This is a genomic window from Lewinellaceae bacterium, assembly GCA_020636105.1.
Lineage (GTDB): Bacteria > Bacteroidota > Bacteroidia > Chitinophagales > Saprospiraceae > BCD1.
Genome location: JACJYL010000002.1, coordinates 1,634,916 through 1,651,855 on the forward strand (window position 1 = coordinate 1,634,916; position 16,940 = coordinate 1,651,855).

The following is a 16,940-nucleotide window of genomic DNA, read 5'->3' on the forward strand; positions in this document are numbered from 1 at the left end:
GAATATCATCTTGTTTATCCCTTCGAAGTAAAACACTTACAGGAACATAGGCCTATTGAAAGTCCTGTCGATCATTATTGATTGACCATCGCTTTAAGAATCTCTATTTCTCTTTTGGTAAATGGTTGCTGCTCCAGTTGTTCTTTGAGCCTTGCATTCTCTTCTTTTAACTGATTCAATTGCTCAAGTTGTTGTTCGATCTTATTATTCAGCTCGCGGATGGCTTCTACAAACATAGCATCATAAGTGCCGTATGCCGTTTGCAGGAACCCGAGATTGTCTTCCTCCACCAATTCAGGGAATACGGCCTGGATATTTTGAGCGGTAAAACCGTATTGGACACCTTCAGGCCGTCTGCTACCCGTTTGAGTATCGTTCCATTCGTAATTGATACCCTGTAAGGCGAGTAATTTTTCCAGCATTTTATCAGATGGTAATGGTTGAAGATTCTTTTTAAGCCGTGCATCGGAGTTTGCTATCCAGTCCCCGGGGCTGGTTTTGGAAGCTTCGCCCTCAACTTCCAGGGTATTGGTTACTGGAGTTCTGCCTACGCCCGTATTTCCGTTTTTCAGTACAACAAGAGCATTGGAAAAGGTATTAGTATTCGGCTCCCCGTTCCCCACCACGAAAATGGGATCTGTTTCTACCCATTCGACAGGATTTCCTGCGCTTGGAACATTCATCAGTCCCACAACCGTTTCTCCAAAAGAATTTGCTCTCAATGATAATCCGCCGCCTATGGTAGCGTAAGCCCCATCTGCACTATTAAAGGCTCCGCCACCTATGGTTGAATAATCCCCATCGACATATTGATCCACGCCACCGCCTATGGTAGCATAAAGCCCCCTTGCTCTGTTACCGTACCCGCCGCCTATGGTTGTATAAGCCTCATCTGCTCCGTTACCGGACCCGCCGCCTATGGTTGAATAATCACCATAGGTATATTGATCCTCGCCACCCCCTATGGTAGCATAAAGCCCATCTGCTGTGTTAATGAACCCGCCGCTTATGGTTGTATAATCATCATTTGCTTCATTACCGGACCCGCCGCCTATGGTTGTATAAGCCCCATTTGCTACGTTAGCGCCCCCCCCGCCTATGGTAGCATAAGCCCCATCTGCTCCGTTATCGGCCCCCCCGCCTATGGTAGCATAAGCCCATGCTCCGTTACCGGCTCCGCCGCCTATGGTAGCGTAAGCCCCATCTGCACCATTAAAGGCTCCACCGCCTATGGTTGTATAATCTTCATAGGCATCATTATCAACTCCACCGCCTATGGTTGTATAATAACCAGAAGCATAGTTATTCTCGCCACCGCCTACAGTAGCATAATCCCCTAGTGCACCATTTTTAGCTCCTCCGCTTATAGTTGATTTTTCACCTGAAGCCACCTGAATACCAATTGATCTTGAGGACTGCAGATCAACACTATGCTCTCCTCTGGCGTTACCGGGAACTGCCCCTTCATTTTTTGCCCTGATATTAAAATTGTTACCATCTGTACCTTGGATGGTCCCGCCGCCAGCCAAACTGCTTAGGTCGGTGGTTAATGTTCCGCCATTATCCGTTATCTGAAGTTCACTACCTGCTAAAATGAAGCTGGTATTGTATTCATTACCCGGATCATAGTCCGCATCATTCACCTGGTCGCCGTCAGCTATATCAGCTGGTATGCCCGGAAGCGTACTCCAGCTCTGTAACTCATTCGTAGGGTCAGAATCCGCGTCATTCACCTGGTCGCCGTCAGCTATATCCGCGGGTATGCCCGGAAGCGTACTCCAGCTCTGTAACTCATTCGTAGGGTCTGAATCCGCGTCATTCACCTGGTCGCCGTCAGCTATATCCGCGGGTATGCCCGGAAGCGTACTCCAGCTCTGTAACTCATTCGTAGGGTCTGAATCCGCGTCATTTACCTGGTCGCCATCCGCTATATCAGCGGGTATGCCCGGAAGCGTATTCCAATCCTGAAGCTCATTCGTCGGGTCTGCATCCGCGTCATTAACCTGGTCGCCGTCAGCTATATCTGCTGGTATGCCCGGAAGCGTACTCCAATCCTGAAGCTCATTCGTAGGGTCTGAATCCGCGTCATTCACCTGGTCGCCGTCAGCTATATCCAAAGGTATGCCCGGAAGTGTACTCCAATCCTGAAGCTCATTCGTAGGGTCTGAATCCGCGTCATTCACCTGGTCGCCGTCAGCTATATCTGCTGGTATGCCCGGAAGCGTACTCCAATCCTGAAGCTCATTCGTAGGGTCTGAATCTGCGTCATTCACCTGGTCGCCGTCAGCTATATCCGCTGGTATGCCCGGAAGCGTACTCCAATCCTGAAGCTCATTCGTAGGGTCTGAATCTGCGTCATTCACCTGGTCGCCGTCAGCTATATCCGCTGGTATGCCCGGAAGCGTACTCCAATCCTGAAGCTCATTCGTAGGGTCTGAATCTGCGTCATTCACCTGGTCGCCGTCGGCTATATCAGCTGGTATGCCCGGAAGCGTATTCCAATCCTGAAGCTCATTCGTAGGGTCTGAATCTGCGTCATTCACCTGGTCGCCGTCAGCTATATCAGCGGGTATGCCCGGAAGCGTACTCCAATCCTGAAGCTCATTCGTAGGGTCTGAATCTGCGTCATTCACCTGGTCGCCGTCGGCTATATCAGCTGGTATGCCCGGAAGCGTATTCCAATCCTGTAGCTCATTCGTAGGGTCTGAATCCGCGTCATTCACCTGGTCTCCATCCGCTATATCCGCGGGGATGCCCGGAAGCGTATTCCAATCCTGAAGCTCGTTCGTAGGGTCTGAATCCGCGTCATTCACCTGGTCGCCGTCAGCTATATCCGAAGGTATGCCTGGAAGCGTACTCCAATCCTGAAGTTCATTCGTAGGGTCTGAATCCGCGTCATTCACCTGGTCGCCATCAGCTATATCCGAAGGTATGCCGGATATATCACTCCAATTAAACGATATTGCTTCAACTACCCCTTCCAGAAATTTTTTTGTTACAGCATCCTGCGCATCTACAGGATCTGCCAGATTTTTAATATTATTATTACTCATCTGCAAATGACCGTTTGCCAACAAACGCATTCGTTCCAGACTATTCGTTTTGAAGACAAGTGCTTTTGCATCGGTAGTGCCCAGGAACTGGTATTGGTCCAAAACACCACTATTGCCATTAACCTTCCAAAAGGGGGCGCCTGATTTTTCAGAAGAACTTGCACCAATGACCTCTCCTGCAGTGCCTGCATGAAACGCATAAGGAACGGTTAACAATCGGGTGGTAGCAATCGAAATGAAATCACCATCAAGTCCAAGGGCGATATCCATCCACATCGTTGTACTGCTCCAGGGAATTTTCTCAAATTCACCAATACGGGCAGATCCCTCTCCTATCACTACGTTAAAAAGTCCCAAGGTGCTGGTGGTCACCTCGTGTATTTCGCTGTAGACCATTTTTCCATCGGGACCTTCCGCCAGCAGGCTGATTCTTAAACTAATATCCTGGTTGGTCAAAACCTGACCATGTTCATCACGTGCAACAGCCTGGTAATTCATGCCCTGGGGCACATGTTGGGCAAACATTACTGTAGCAATAATAAGTAACACAAAGGTCAAAAGGTGAGATTTTTTCATAAGGGCTAAGGTTTAATTTAAATGATGAAATAAGGATCCTGATTTAACCTCAAGAATAATAAAAAGAACCCCGAAAAATTAAGTATACAAATCCCCAACTTCACCGTTCCTTATGAAGTCGTTAAAAAAAATGCGTATGGAGTTTTGAAAAATAAATTGAGAGAAAACAGTTTTTTCCTTTCTTTTTTGCCCTGCTCCTAAAAAATGAAGACATGAAATTCATGATCTACATTCACGCTAAAGGCAAAATCCCGTTTGTTTTCAAATCTTAATTTACATACATTATAAAAATACGAATAAACAAGGAAAATGTTTCATTCTGGAAAGACAGTAAAAATAAGTTCGGGGCAATAATCAATTTCCCTTCTGCAAAAAAGAAGAATTTACATATTGACCTTCTCTTCATTCCTCTTATAGCCGAAGCTTGCCGACAAAAAATAAAAAAAGGCAATCGTAGAGCTTCCAGCCTGTCTAAAGCCAGGTAAACATGAGCGGTTTGAATTACTTTTATTCTGAAACAAAACATAAGGCTGACCACCTTGGGCGTTGGATTTTTGTGCTTTGGTAGGGTGTGAAAATTTTGGATTTTCGGAATAATATTGGATATATTGATTTGTGAAAAGGAATGGGTTATTTTTGATCGGGTGATATGATGAGCGTATAGGGTCGAAGCTGAAAGCCTGTCTCCGGCGTCACCAGGTGAGCTGCGACCATCGGGGGGGTATAATTTCTTAAATTTGCCAAAGAGCATTGGTACAAACACAACTATTGTTTACGATGCCAATGGAACGAAATGGAAAAAGATCACCAATGGAAAAGTACATGAATATGTAAATGGTATTGAATACATTGATGGTGAGCTTCTCCAGATCATGCATGCTGAAGGTTGTTTTATTCCAGCAGAAAATGCAGGAGAAGATGGCAGAGTAGAATACTGGCTCAAAGATCATCTGGGTAACACAAGAGTTGCCATAGCAGATTTGAATCAAAACGGGTATGTGGACCTGGATAATCCTGACACGCCAGAGGACGAAAGTGAACTGATACAGGAAAACCACTATTATCCTTTTGGTATGGATCAATTGGGTAATTGGGTGGCTACTGTCGGCCCAAAGAATGATTACCTGTATAATGGCAAGGAGTATAATGAGGATATTGGTTGGTATGATTATGGGGCAAGGTATTATGATCCGGCTATTGGGAGATGGAATGCCATTGATCCGCTGGCGGAAGAATTTTACTCCCATTCCCCTTATAGTTACACATTCAATAATCCTGTCTTATTTATTGACCCTACAGGTATGGCTCCTGAACAAAATGATTGGATTGATAATGGAGATGGGACCTATACAGCAGAAGATGGTGATAGTGCTTGGTCTTTACATCTTGAGACGGGCATTTCGGCTGAAAGAGCTAATGAAACGGTCCAATGCCAATATGGTCAAAATTATATTGGTGAAGATGGGGAGGAAAAGTCGAATATTGACCCGGGTGATGTTGTCAATGTGTTTGGGGATGAAATTGTGGAAAGAGTATCAAATGAGATTGATCTAAAAAATGAGAAGGCTGAGGTTAAAGAAGAATTTGAGGAAAATCAGAAGACAATTTCTAAAAATAATAAATCCATTGATAGCTTGACAAGGGAGATAGCCAATCATAGAGAAAATATAATTGATGCACGAAAAAATCCAGAGGACAATGGAAAACCCAACCTTGGATTAATTACCCATGAGTTAATAAAAATTGGAATTGAATCTAATCGAAAAGGATATTTAAAGCATAAAAATGATAGTTTAAAAAGGGTTAATGTCAAACTTAAAAAAGCCATAGACGAAAAATAAAATACTTATATCGTGAAAAATATTTTTCAAAGGTTATTTATTAGGGTAATAGGATTGTTTTTGATCTTATATATACCAATGTATGTAATAACATTTTCAGCATATTTTTTAGGTGTAAATGATTATAATAAATTAAACATCAACTATGATAGTTATTTATTATTATTAAATATATTGACTTGGTTTCCTTTTGTCATTTTTACTGTTTTTACACTTATGTATATAAGTATTAGAAACAATAAAATAGCATTTGTAATTAGAAAAGGAGGAGAAGTAAAAAAAGTAATAATTTCTTTTGTGCTTGCATATTTCATTTTATCCATAATGGATCCATTTTACCATAACTTTAATTTGGAAGATGCCCCTATTTTCAAATTTAATAGCATTTCTTTTGAAGATATCTTTTTAGATCTGTTATTAGTTTTGATTATTGCGCCAATTTTTGAAGAATTATTCTTTAGGGATTTACTTCTTGTTCCTTTTTTAAAAAAGAACCAAATGCTATTAGGTGCTTTTGTCACATCCATGCTGTATTCTGTTAGTCACTTTTATGTGACAAATGACAATTATGATTTAGATTATTTATCTCTGATGAATTATTTTTTAATTGGCATTATATTTTCAATTTTACGAATTAAGTATGGAATATTGTTTGCCTTTTTAGCCCACTTTTTTTACAACTCTTTACTTTTATTAGACAATCTAGGAGTTGTAGATCTTCACTTGTTTCATTACATAGTTAATCATCAAGTCTATTGGTTAACTTATATTATTTGTGTCTCATTGGTTCTTTTTATTTGTGTCAAATTATTGTCCTCAGTAAAGTTTGATGCCAGAAATTTATCGACGAAAAAATAAAAAAGTCGATAGTCAGGAATTACACAGACACCCCTGATGGCCGAAGCATGTCGACAAAAAAATAAAAAAAGGTCGATGGTCAAGGCTTAAAGCTTTGACCGGAATATGCCTGTAAGGCTTGCAGCCTGGGCGTAAAAAATACACAGACAATGAAGAAAACAAAAAGCCTGGCCTTGCGCCGGGCTTTTTGCGTTAAAGCGCCTTGCGCATGCGCGATAATGGCCAAGCTACCCGCCGTGAGACTAACAGGCGCATGGTCGAGGTAGCGCCCCCCCTGATGGCCGAAGCATGCCTCCTGATGTCCAAAGCATGTCGACAAAAAAATAAAAAAAGATCGATGGTCAAGGCTTAAAGCTTTGACCGGAATATGCCTGTAAGGCTTGCAGCCTGGGCATTAGAAAATACACAGACAATGAAACAAAAAGCCTGGCCTGGTATGATCCGGCAATCGGAAGGGCCCGGACTGAAAGTCCAACAAGCGTAGCCCGCTTAAGCGAAAACGCTTAACCGATCGACAGTAACACAAGAGTTGCCATAGCAGATTTGAATCAAAACGGGTATGTGGACCTGGATAATCCTGACACGCCAGAGGACGAAAGTGAACTGACACAGGAAAACCACTATTATCCTTTTGGAATGGATCAATTGGGTAATTGGGTGGCTACTGTCGGACCTAAGAATGATTACTTGTATAATGGTAAGGAGTTTAATGAGGAGATTGGGTGGTACGATTATGGAGCGAGGTGGTATGATCCGGCGATCGGGAGATTCAACAAAATTGACAGATTTGCTGAAAAATACGTTTCTATGTCTCCCTATGGATATGCTGCAAATAATCCGATTTCTATTATTGATATTAATGGTGATAGTATTAAATATGCAAATTCAAGTATTGAGGCTTATGTGAAAAGCTTTACCTCTAAGACAATTACAACAAGAAGAGGTAAAGTCAAAGAAAACACGAATTATAATGCTGATTTTGGAGCTAAAATAAATGCCTTAGAAAAGTCTAAAGATATCTTCGTCTTTTCTGATGATGCGTCTAAATTAAAAGATAATCCAAATCAATTAGGGGAGTTTAATATTGAGAAGGATGGAAGTCAATTCAATGTTGTTGTGCCAAACCCTACGATGTCCGAAGCATGCCGCACTAGTCGATGGTCAAGGCTTAAAGCTTTGACCGGAATATGCCTGTAAGGCTTGCAGCCTGGGCCTTAGGAAAATACACAGAAAATGAAAAAACAAAAAGCCTGGCCGCGCCGGGCTTTTTCCCTTTCGGATATATTGATTTGTGAAAAGGAATGGGTTATTTTTGATCGGGTGATATGATGAGCGTATAGGGTCGAAGCTGAAAGCTGCGACCATCGGGGGGAATTCCTGGGACTACTATAGAACCTATGATAACGAGTGATGGTAGGAAAATTGGACGTTATGAGACAACAACAGAATTAAGGAAGAATTTTGGTAGAGGTGGTACCGGAAAATCAATTGATTATAAAAAACCTGTGGGAGATTTGCTTAGGGAAGGTGCTAAAAATGTAAAAATAAAATTTTAAATCATGAAATATATCATATTTTCAATTTTTCTATTTTTCAATTTTTCGTGTGAACAAACTGACATTGATAGGGATAGATTTAAAAAGGAATTAGAATTCTTTAATCACGATTTTGTTAACCATTTTCCAGATATTTCAGATGGAAAATTTTCTACATATATAAGCAAAGATGGAAAATTTGATGTTACAGAAGTTTTTTTATTAAACAATTTTAATAGGAAAAATTACTCTGAGAATGATTTTTTTAACATGTTTAATTCACTAAAAAATTCTACGAAAACAATCTATAGCGCAGGAGATACGTGTTTGCTTGTCGTAAATATGTTTACAACTGCAACAAATATTTCTGATAGAACAAAAGCAAGTTCAAAAGAATTAAAGATTTTTGAGACTAAGTGTTTGTTAGGTAAATTACCTGTACCGAATTTTTGGCCGTTAAAAAAAAATGATACTACAAGGTGCAAATTGCCTAATAAATTTGTACTATTTGTTTTAGATGCTAAGAGTGGAGTTTATTGGGACAAGAGATATTTAACAGATGGTAAATATATGCCAGATGAGTGGAAGCATGGTTACTCTAAAGGCATAGCAATGAACAATGAGACTTTTGAAGTAATATACTGGTTTGTAATTTGGTAGTATACAACCCCCTGATGGGCGAAGCATATCGACCAAAAAATAAAAAAGGTCGATCGGTTAAGCGTTTTCGCTTAAGCGGGCTATGCTTGCAGGACTTGCAGTCCGGGCGTTAGAAAATACACAGACAATGAAACGAAGACAAAAAGCTTGGCCGCGCCGGGCTTTTTCCCTATCGGATATATTGATTTGTGAAAAGGAATGGGTTATTTTTGATCGGGTGATATGATGAACGTATAGGGTCGAAGCCGAAAGCCTGTCTCCTGCGTCACCAGGTGAGCTGCGACCATCGGGGGGTAAATGGTATTGAATACATTGATGGTGAGCTTCTCCAGATCATGCATGCTGAAGGTCGTTTTATTCCAGCAGAAAATGCAGGAGAAGATGGCAGAGTAGAATACTGGCTCAAAGATCATCTGGGTAACACAAGAGTTGCCATAGCAGATTTGAATCAAAACGGGTATGTGGACCTGGATAATCCTGACACGCCAGAGGACGAAAGTGAACTGATACAGGAAAACCACTATTATCCTTTTGGTATGGATCAATTGGGTAATTGGGTGGCTACTGTCGGCCCAAAGAATGATTACTTGTATAATGGGAAGGAGTGGAATGAGGATATTGGGTGGTATGATTATGGAAAAAGGTATTATGATCCGGCGATCGGGAGATGGAATGCTGTAGACCCGTTGGCGGAAAAGTATTATGCTTATTCGCCTTATAATTATGTCTTGGGAAATCCGATTTTACTGATTGATCCTGACGGAAGAAGTGTTGAAACAGACTTTTTAAATATTGAAACTGGACAAACTAAGCATATTGAAGATGGGCAGGATCAAATTGCCCTCGTAAACAGCGACCAATTTGGAGAAATTAGCAGTTTAGCAAATCTTGATAGTTGGACTATTGATGATTCTGAGCGATATGAGCAAGTATTGAATATTGCGGAAGTTCACGGAATGGACAGTGATTTGGGAGTTCTTTCAAGGTTGACCTATGCGGAAATGAGTATAGGTGATGAAAATGCAAAAGCTATAGTTGCTGAATCTGCTGTTAATCGTACCTCATTACCATTTGGAAGTTTCGAAAACCCTGAAGGAACTTTGGCTGGAGCTATAAATGTAGGTGGCGCATATGATGTTACTTCTTCAACGAGCCATAGAAATGATGAATTTCAAAATCCGTTTACTGCTAAAGAAAAGGGTGGTACAAGATCAAGTTTTAACGAAAATGCATGGGGTGCGAGTATAAATGCTGCTTATGGGGCTATTTGTGGAAGTAATATAGGAAATGGAGTTCATGTTTACCATTCTTCAAATTCATCTTTTAGAGATGGCCAATCAGGTTACAAAAAAATAAATTTAAATGTTAATCATCAAGGAATTAAAGGATTATGGAAGTTCGATTAATAATAATTTTTGTGGTTATTTTAGGAAGCTGTGGGAATAAATCAACCCAAAAACTTGAAGCTGATTTCAATAATCCAGTGGAACAATTAGAAGGAACTAATTTTTCCCCAGTTGATACAATAAAATTAGATTCGGCCTACTATTATTTTGAATATTTGAATAGCGAAAGGTTTTTAGTGAAATGGGGAAATTCTTTTTTTGAAAATTGTTCTCAAGACACTTTTGATATATTTTCAAATGGGTATTTGTCACATTTAGAATATAATAATAAATGGATCTTGCTTCAACAATCCTGTGGCACAAATTGTGTATTGAATGTAATATTGCCTTTGGTGCCAAATACAAAGGAGTTAAGCTTTATGCCCGTTGTTTATAATAATATTAACCGTGAAATTATTATTACCACGAAGAATCCTAGCAAGGGTGTTTTTGAAATTATTGATTTTGGTTCTAATACGCGAAAGGATGTTTTATTAAATAACTTATGTCCTGCTATAGACAAGTCAAGCTGTATTGACTCAATATCTATAAATGGGAATACATTGATATTTTTCTATGAAGGAAGTAAATGGAATGTTAGTAATCCAGACAAAAGATCTGAAGCTATTCGTTTAGGGTTTAAATAATAATTTTTTTATTTTCCCCCGATGGCATGAGAGTCATTATTGGAGATTTAGAATGGTCTCTCTGATGGGCGAAGCATGTCGACCAAAAAATAAAAAAGTCCGATCGGTTAAGCGTTTTCGCTTAAGCGGGCTATGCTTGCAGAGCTTTCAGCTCGGGCGTTATCAAATACATAAACAAAGAAACAAAAAGCCTGGCTGGTGCACCTCTGATTGCAGTAACTAAAAACTACCACCACCCGAGATCAAAATAATCAATCTTCCACCCAACGGGTTTTATTTTCAATTGGTTTCCGGCGTGGGTTGAAGGTCTCCTGTTCATGATATCCCATGTAGAACATTCCCAGGCAGCGCTGCCCCGGCCCGAGTTCCAGGAACTCATCCGCTTCAATAATCGCCTTTGGGGTACTCCAATAACAACCGATACCATAAGCCGAACAGGTGAGGTACATATTTTGCACGGCACAGGCCGTGGCGGCGATCTCTTCCCATTCCGGCAACCTTTCCGCTTCATCCCGCTGTATACAGATGGCAATAACGCAGGAAGACTGGAGTGGTTTCTCCATCGACTTAAGATATGCGGCTTCCAGGAATTTACTTGCTTCGGTATTGGCTTTGTAATGTTCTCCCAGATAATCGGAAAGTCTTTTCAACCCATCTTCCCTGAAAACGACAAAACGCCAGGGTTCCGTTTGTTTGTGATTGGGTGCCCAATTGGCATTCTCCAAAACCTGCTCGATGATCTCCCTGGGAATGGGTTTATCAATATAGGAGATTGGGAAAACCGACCTGCGGTTCCTGAGCAATTCATTTACTTTTTCCGGTGATAAAGGCATGGCTTGTATTGATTAATCTACATGAACAAATGTTCAATGTAAATACCCCATTGAAAAAAAAGTTCAATTTTTTTTAAACATTTGTGACTTTCCAAAATATGTCCGTCTGAATAAGCAACAACACAAACAAACACACACACATTTCTACAACAACATTTATATAGGGGGCAAATAACTTACTATGAGAATCCCCGGCCGGCAGTTTTTGCGGCCATAATCCCACGAACGTTTTTCGAGCATTGCTCACCCATTACATTTTTAATTTTTGTTCAAAAGATCATCCCTTAAACCGTTAATCCCAATCCCTCCTGCCAACCCAAAGACGGCAGGTACCGAAAACTGGTGGAGGAAATTCCTCCACCCTTTTGCCTGGACGACCATAGTCAACATACATGTCCTAATTTAGCCGGGTAGGGCTCCTCCCTACCCGGTTTTTTTATGCCCGTAATAAGCCATTGAATTTTTCCAAAATTGTAAAAAGAGCTATCAGACAAAAAACATGAGTCATCTTACCTTATCTTTCTCCGTTAATCTTCAATAATAGCGTCATCGATGATCTCATCGCCATCGCCGTCCAGATCATCAAACCCGGTAGCTTTTCCTTCTGCTTTTTTCGGCTTAAAATCCGGATTTTTTTCGATTTTCATATCACCCGTTTTTCCGCCTTCATTATGATAATCTCCTTTTGCAAAACGTTCGGCCTTTTCAAAAAAGCTGTCCTTTCCCTTGAGCAGGCTGTCTTTTACATCCGGTGCTTTTTTAACGGGATCAGCATCCTGAACCTTATCGGCAAGGTCGCTTTCCATTTTCTTCGCATCTTCAATGACATCATCCATGGATTCTTTTTTAGCTTCCTCCTGGGCTTTATTGACCAGGTCCTCTGCTTTGTCCATCATGGAACTACCGGCTTCTTTGGCTCGTTTCCATAGCTCACCTCCTTTTTCGAGTACCTTTTCTCCCACGTCTTCGGCCACATCCAAAACTTTACCTCCTACTTTTTCAGAAGCATCCAGGACTTTGCTGCCTACCTCGTCTGAAACTTCCATCACTTTTTCACGCACGCCGCTGGTTTTGTCCATAAACTTATCGCCCAGCTCTCCCGCTGCATCTTTTATCTTTTTGCCCGCTTCGATGGCTGAATCTTTGAAAGTACTCCCGGCCTTTTCAGGATCTCCTTCCATCGGAGCTTCAAAATTTAGTGGGCCGTCCTCTTTTGGCGGATCATTTTTAGCGGCGATCTTTTCCGTCACGTCTTCCACGAAACCTTTTGCCTTTTCGCTCATCCGAGAAGCTTCTTCATAAATTTTTTCGACCACATCCTCTGATTTGTCCATTGCTTTCTGGTAGATTTCGCCGGCTTTTTCCACTGCATCACCGGATACTTCCTCGGCTTTATCTTTTACTTTCTTAAAAGCTTCCCCGGTTTTTTCGACCAGTTCATCCCCGGTTTCTTTGGCCTTGTCTACAGCTTTATCAGCGGCTGATTTCGAAACGGATTTGGCAGCAAAAAATAGTTTTTTGAATTCATCTAAAACTCCCATGGTTTATTTTTTTTATTTACAATTACCGGCCCTGCCTTTCTCTGGAGAAGCGAGACCAAAAAATATTTTTCAACACTTTGGATACAATCCAAAATAACTCAGACAAGTTAAGCATTTTTGCAGGCAGATGGCAATTTTTTCGATGAAATGCCCTAGAAAAACTATTTTTGAAAAAATAGGCTTTCTACAGCCATTCGCCTTCCATGGTTTTATCCTCGATATGGAGAAATTTTTCAATCTCCTGTTCGATGAATCGACCTTGCTCCATGGTTTTCAACCCTCTCATTATTTTGATAGGTTTTTCCATTCCTTCCTGTTTTACCAACACGGCAAAAGCATAATCCGGCCGGCCATTGGTCTTACTGGCTTCATAGCGCTCCACATATACCTGTTCAATGGATTTGGATGGAATATCCTTCGTTTTATAAAAAGGCATAGGCAGGGGTTTATGCTCAACGGTCAGTGACCATTGCGAAACTCCAATATAGGTTTTATTTAAAAGGACTGCAACAAGGTAGTAGATCAGTCCAACCCCGATCACGATATGGAACCCCATAGGCAGTAAAAATCCATAACTCCCGGAAGCCAGGGCAACAACGAGAAATATCGAAATAAAGCCGTTCCAGAAAATCGTAAAAAACAGGAAGAATTTAAAATTCGAAGAAGACTTCCTCCAACTGATCTCCAGGTCAAAACCGGAAATCATGTAAAAGGCTTCCATACTGTCCGGCAACTGGACTTTTTCTTTCGGATACCGGGCATTTACGTCTTTTTTCTCAAAATCGAATACCGTACCACAGTTTTGGCATTTCGCAATCGCTTTAAAGATATTGATGTCCTGATATGCTATGCCCTCATTACATTCCGGGCAATTTAATCTGAGTTTCATCTATTTTGCATAAATTCACCTCAAAATAATGAATAACGTATGAAAACCATCCTTTTAACCCTCTTTTTTGCATTGATGTTTTTTAATATCCAAGCGCAAAAGTCTTATTTTCAACAAACGGTCGATTATACGATCAACGTGACCCTCGACGATCAAAATCACACCCTGAAAGGGACCATCGAAATGGTTTACACCAATAATTCCCCGGATGCCCTTGGTTTCCTGTACATGCACCTTTGGCCCAATGCCTTTAAAGACACCGAAACGGCATTTTCCCGCCAGCAGGTTCGCACGGGGAACACGCGTTTTTATTTTTCCGATGAAAAAGAAAGGGGCTTCATAACAGGCCTGGATTTCACCACAGACGAAGTCCCTGCCTCCTTTACCCTTGAGCCCTCCAACCCGGACATTGCCATTTTAACGCTTGGCCAACCCCTGGCCAGTGGCGCATCCGTACGCATAAAAACCCCGTTTGAAGTAAAAATTCCGGCCTCTTTCTCCCGCCTCGGACACGTGGGCCAATCCTACCAGATGACCCAGTGGTTCCCCAAACCGGCCGTTTATGACCGCAATGGCTGGCATCAGATGCCTTACCTCGACATGGGAGAGTTTTACTCGGAATTCGGCTCTTTTGATGTCACCATTACCTTACCCGAAAATTATGTGGTTGGCGCTACCGGCACCCTTGAAACCGCTTCAGAAAGGGCATTTCTGGAAGAGCAGGTTAAGTCAACCAATATGTATTTTGACACCCTTAAAAATCCGGTGCAGGGATTTGACCGGGAAGCGTTCCCTCCTTCCTCAGCCACCATGAAAACCATTCGTTATACCGCAGAAAATGTGCACGATTTTGCCTGGTTTGCCGACAAAAGATTTAAAGTGCGCAAAAGCGAAGTCACCCTGGCTTCCGGAAAAAAGGTGGACACCTGGGTGATGTTCACCAAAACGAATGAAGCCTACTGGGAAAAAGCGGTGGATTATGTCAGCCGCTCTGTCCGCTTTTATTCCGACCAGGTGGGCGAATACCCTTACCCTCATGCCACAGCCATCCAGAGTGCCCTGAGTGCCGGCGGAGGCATGGAATACCCCATGATCACCGTCATCGGCCAAACGGGTAGTGCCGAAAGCCTGGACGAGGTGATCACCCATGAGGTGGGACACAACTGGTTTTACGGCATTCTCGGCTCCAATGAGCGCGACCATGCCTGGATGGACGAAGGGTTCAACAGTTTTTATGAACAACGTTACATGACTGAATATTACGGCCATGCGGAGGATGCCAATTACATTCCAGCGTTCCTGATGAAAGATTCCGATATGGGTCTTTCTGAACTGGCCTACGACTTTTTCAAACGCAAAGGAAAAAGCCAGGCTTGCGACACGCCCAGTGATGATTTTTATGCTCCAAATTACCTGATCGGAGCGTATTTAAAACCACCCATGGTGCTAAAGTATCTTGAAAATTATGTTGGGCTCGAGGCCTTTGACAAAGCCATGCAGTCCTATTTCACCCAATGGAAATTCAAACACCCGCAGCCCGAAGATTTTCAGGCCGTGATGGAATCCTCCCTGGGGCAATCGCTCGACTGGGTCGTCAAAGACCTGTTTCTTACAGATAAAACCCTTGATTATGCGCTGACCGGCATCCGGGAGGAAGGAGACCAATACCAATTGACCGTAAAAAATAAAGGCGAAACCTCCGGACCGTTCAGCATTTCTGCTAAAAAAGACACTGGGCTGGTGACCACCCAATGGTATGAAGGTATTGAAAATAAAGCCACCGTAAATTTTCCCAAAGGAGATTACGACCTTCTTGTGCTGGATGAAACCCGGTCGATGCCCGATCTTTACCGCAATAACAATAACCTGAAAACATCCGGTATTTTCAAAAAGGCAGAACCGCTGCATCTCAAATTTTTAGGCGGAGTAGAAAACGATAAGCGATCGACTTTGTATTATTTGCCCCTTCCTGCCCGGAATGCTTATGACGGTTTCATGCTTGGGGTTGCCCTTTACAATACCGCCCTGCCCTCGAAAAAATTGGAATTCCGGGTACTTCCACTGTACGGTTTCAAAAGCAAATCGCTGGCAGGAACAGGGGATATTCATTACAATTTCATGCCCGACAATGTTTTTCGCAACATACGCCTTGGACTCAATGTGCGTCGCTTCCATTTTTTTGACAATGAAACCGATGCCTATAACCTCGCTTATAACAGGTTTAAGCCCTATCTTGATTTTACGTTTAAAACAAAACTGGCCTTCCCGGTAACAAAAAAATTATCCTTGAGTGCCACGATTGTTGACAAGGAGGAGGCTATTTATGATTATGACGGAACTTTTTATGGCTTAAGCGATGGCAACACTGCCTACTACATCCGTTTGATATACGATTATCAAAACAAAAGGGTCGTCAATCCTAATAGTTTTCAAATAGGGATTGAAACCAATCAATTGGATTATTACGGCTGGGCTCTCTCGGGATTCACCAGTCATATCAAAGCATGGATAGAGCTCAACACTGCTTACACCTACGCATCAAAGAGGAATATCGACCTACGATTTTTTGCCGGCGGTTTTCTTAAAAACCCAGAATCTTCCGCATTCCCGGTTTTCCCAGATGCCTTCAATCTGTCGGCACAGGGATACAATGACTACCGGTTCGATGATTTTTATTTCGGACGTAGTGAAAACAAAGGTTTAAGGGCCAACCAGATCGGTGGCGGCGAGGGCGGAATGAAGTTCCCTATTGGCAATGCATTTTCACTCGGCAGGAGTGGCAGTTACATCGCAGCGTTGAATTTGCGGGCTGACTTGCCTAAAAAACTTACGGGAAAGATACCTTTAAAACCCTATTTTGATATCGGCTATTTCCATAGCGAAGTACCCTTTATTGACAAACATAATTTTTTATGGAGCGGCGGGTTGTTGCTGGAGATTCTTGGAGGAAGGGCAGAAATTTATTTCCCTGTGATCAGTTCAAAAGAGATCCAGGACCGGTTTAAGGAACGCGGGAATTATTTTCAACGAATCGGCTTTAAGATTGATTTAAATAATTTGAACCCGTGGGAACTATTGGAAGATATTCTGGTCCCTTAGAAATTTGTTTAAATTCATTCAAA

General features: G+C 41.9%; 13 protein-coding genes. 8 read left to right on the forward strand and 5 right to left on the reverse strand.

What is annotated here, in order from left to right; translation table 11 throughout:
* Positions 1 to 74: 74 nt before the first annotated feature.
* Positions 75 to 3,629, reverse strand: coding sequence for a tail fiber domain-containing protein (locus tag H6571_23580; GenBank protein ID MCB9326729.1), 3,555 nt, complete (start codon positions 3,627 to 3,629; stop codon positions 75 to 77).
* A gap of 737 nt (positions 3,630 to 4,366) precedes the next feature.
* Between H6571_23580 and H6571_23585 the strand changes: the two genes are divergently transcribed.
* The 5 genes from H6571_23585 (at position 4,367) to H6571_23605 (ending at position 8,523) form a co-directional block, all read left to right on the forward strand.
* Positions 4,367 to 5,470, forward strand: coding sequence for a hypothetical protein (locus tag H6571_23585; GenBank protein ID MCB9326730.1), 1,104 nt, complete (start codon positions 4,367 to 4,369; stop codon positions 5,468 to 5,470).
* A 12-nt stretch (positions 5,471 to 5,482) separates the two neighbouring features.
* Positions 5,483 to 6,328, forward strand: a complete 846-nt coding sequence (locus H6571_23590; GenBank protein MCB9326731.1) for a CPBP family intramembrane metalloprotease — start codon at positions 5,483 to 5,485, stop codon at positions 6,326 to 6,328.
* Positions 6,329 to 6,964: 636 nt separating this feature from the next.
* Complete coding sequence (locus H6571_23595) at positions 6,965 to 7,525, forward strand: hypothetical protein (protein MCB9326732.1); 561 nt, start codon at positions 6,965 to 6,967, stop codon at positions 7,523 to 7,525.
* A 200-nt stretch (positions 7,526 to 7,725) separates the two neighbouring features.
* Positions 7,726 to 7,884, forward strand: coding sequence for a hypothetical protein (locus H6571_23600; protein ID MCB9326733.1), 159 nt, complete (start codon positions 7,726 to 7,728; stop codon positions 7,882 to 7,884).
* A gap of 3 nt (positions 7,885 to 7,887) precedes the next feature.
* Positions 7,888 to 8,523: a hypothetical protein gene (locus H6571_23605; protein MCB9326734.1), complete on the forward strand. Its 636-nt coding sequence runs from the start codon at positions 7,888 to 7,890 to the stop codon at positions 8,521 to 8,523.
* A 203-nt stretch (positions 8,524 to 8,726) separates the two neighbouring features.
* On the opposite strand, the gene H6571_23610 is transcribed toward H6571_23605, so the two are convergent.
* A complete protein-coding gene (locus H6571_23610; protein ID MCB9326735.1) occupies positions 8,727 to 8,864 on the reverse strand; it encodes a hypothetical protein in 138 nt (45 codons plus the stop codon).
* Between H6571_23610 and H6571_23615 the strand changes: the two genes are divergently transcribed.
* Together H6571_23615 and H6571_23620 are read left to right on the forward strand one after the other, a co-directional pair.
* Positions 8,859 to 9,929, forward strand: a complete 1,071-nt coding sequence (locus H6571_23615; protein ID MCB9326736.1) for an RHS repeat-associated core domain-containing protein — start codon at positions 8,859 to 8,861, stop codon at positions 9,927 to 9,929. The genes H6571_23610 and H6571_23615 overlap by 6 nt on opposite strands.
* Complete coding sequence (locus H6571_23620; protein MCB9326737.1) at positions 9,914 to 10,555, forward strand: hypothetical protein; 642 nt, start codon at positions 9,914 to 9,916, stop codon at positions 10,553 to 10,555. The genes H6571_23615 and H6571_23620 overlap by 16 nt, the downstream gene beginning before the upstream one ends.
* A 251-nt stretch (positions 10,556 to 10,806) precedes the next feature.
* Here H6571_23620 and H6571_23625 read toward each other — a convergent pair whose 3' ends face one another.
* The 3 genes from H6571_23625 to H6571_23635 form a co-directional block, all read right to left on the reverse strand.
* Entirely contained in the window at positions 10,807 to 11,388 is a 582-nt protein-coding gene (locus tag H6571_23625; protein ID MCB9326738.1) for a nitroreductase, read from the reverse strand.
* A 527-nt stretch (positions 11,389 to 11,915) separates the two neighbouring features.
* Entirely contained in the window at positions 11,916 to 12,929 is a 1,014-nt protein-coding gene (locus H6571_23630; GenBank protein MCB9326739.1) for a hypothetical protein, read from the reverse strand.
* Positions 12,930 to 13,113: 184 nt separating this feature from the next.
* Positions 13,114 to 13,818, reverse strand: a complete 705-nt coding sequence (locus H6571_23635) for a hypothetical protein (protein ID MCB9326740.1) — start codon at positions 13,816 to 13,818, stop codon at positions 13,114 to 13,116.
* A 39-nt stretch (positions 13,819 to 13,857) separates the two neighbouring features.
* On the opposite strand from H6571_23635, the gene H6571_23640 reads away from it, so the two are divergent.
* Positions 13,858 to 16,917 carry a M1 family metallopeptidase gene (locus H6571_23640; GenBank protein ID MCB9326741.1) on the forward strand — a complete coding sequence of 1,020 codons (3,060 nt, stop codon included), beginning with the start codon at positions 13,858 to 13,860 and terminating at the stop codon, positions 16,915 to 16,917.
* Positions 16,918 to 16,940: the final 23 nt, after the last annotated feature.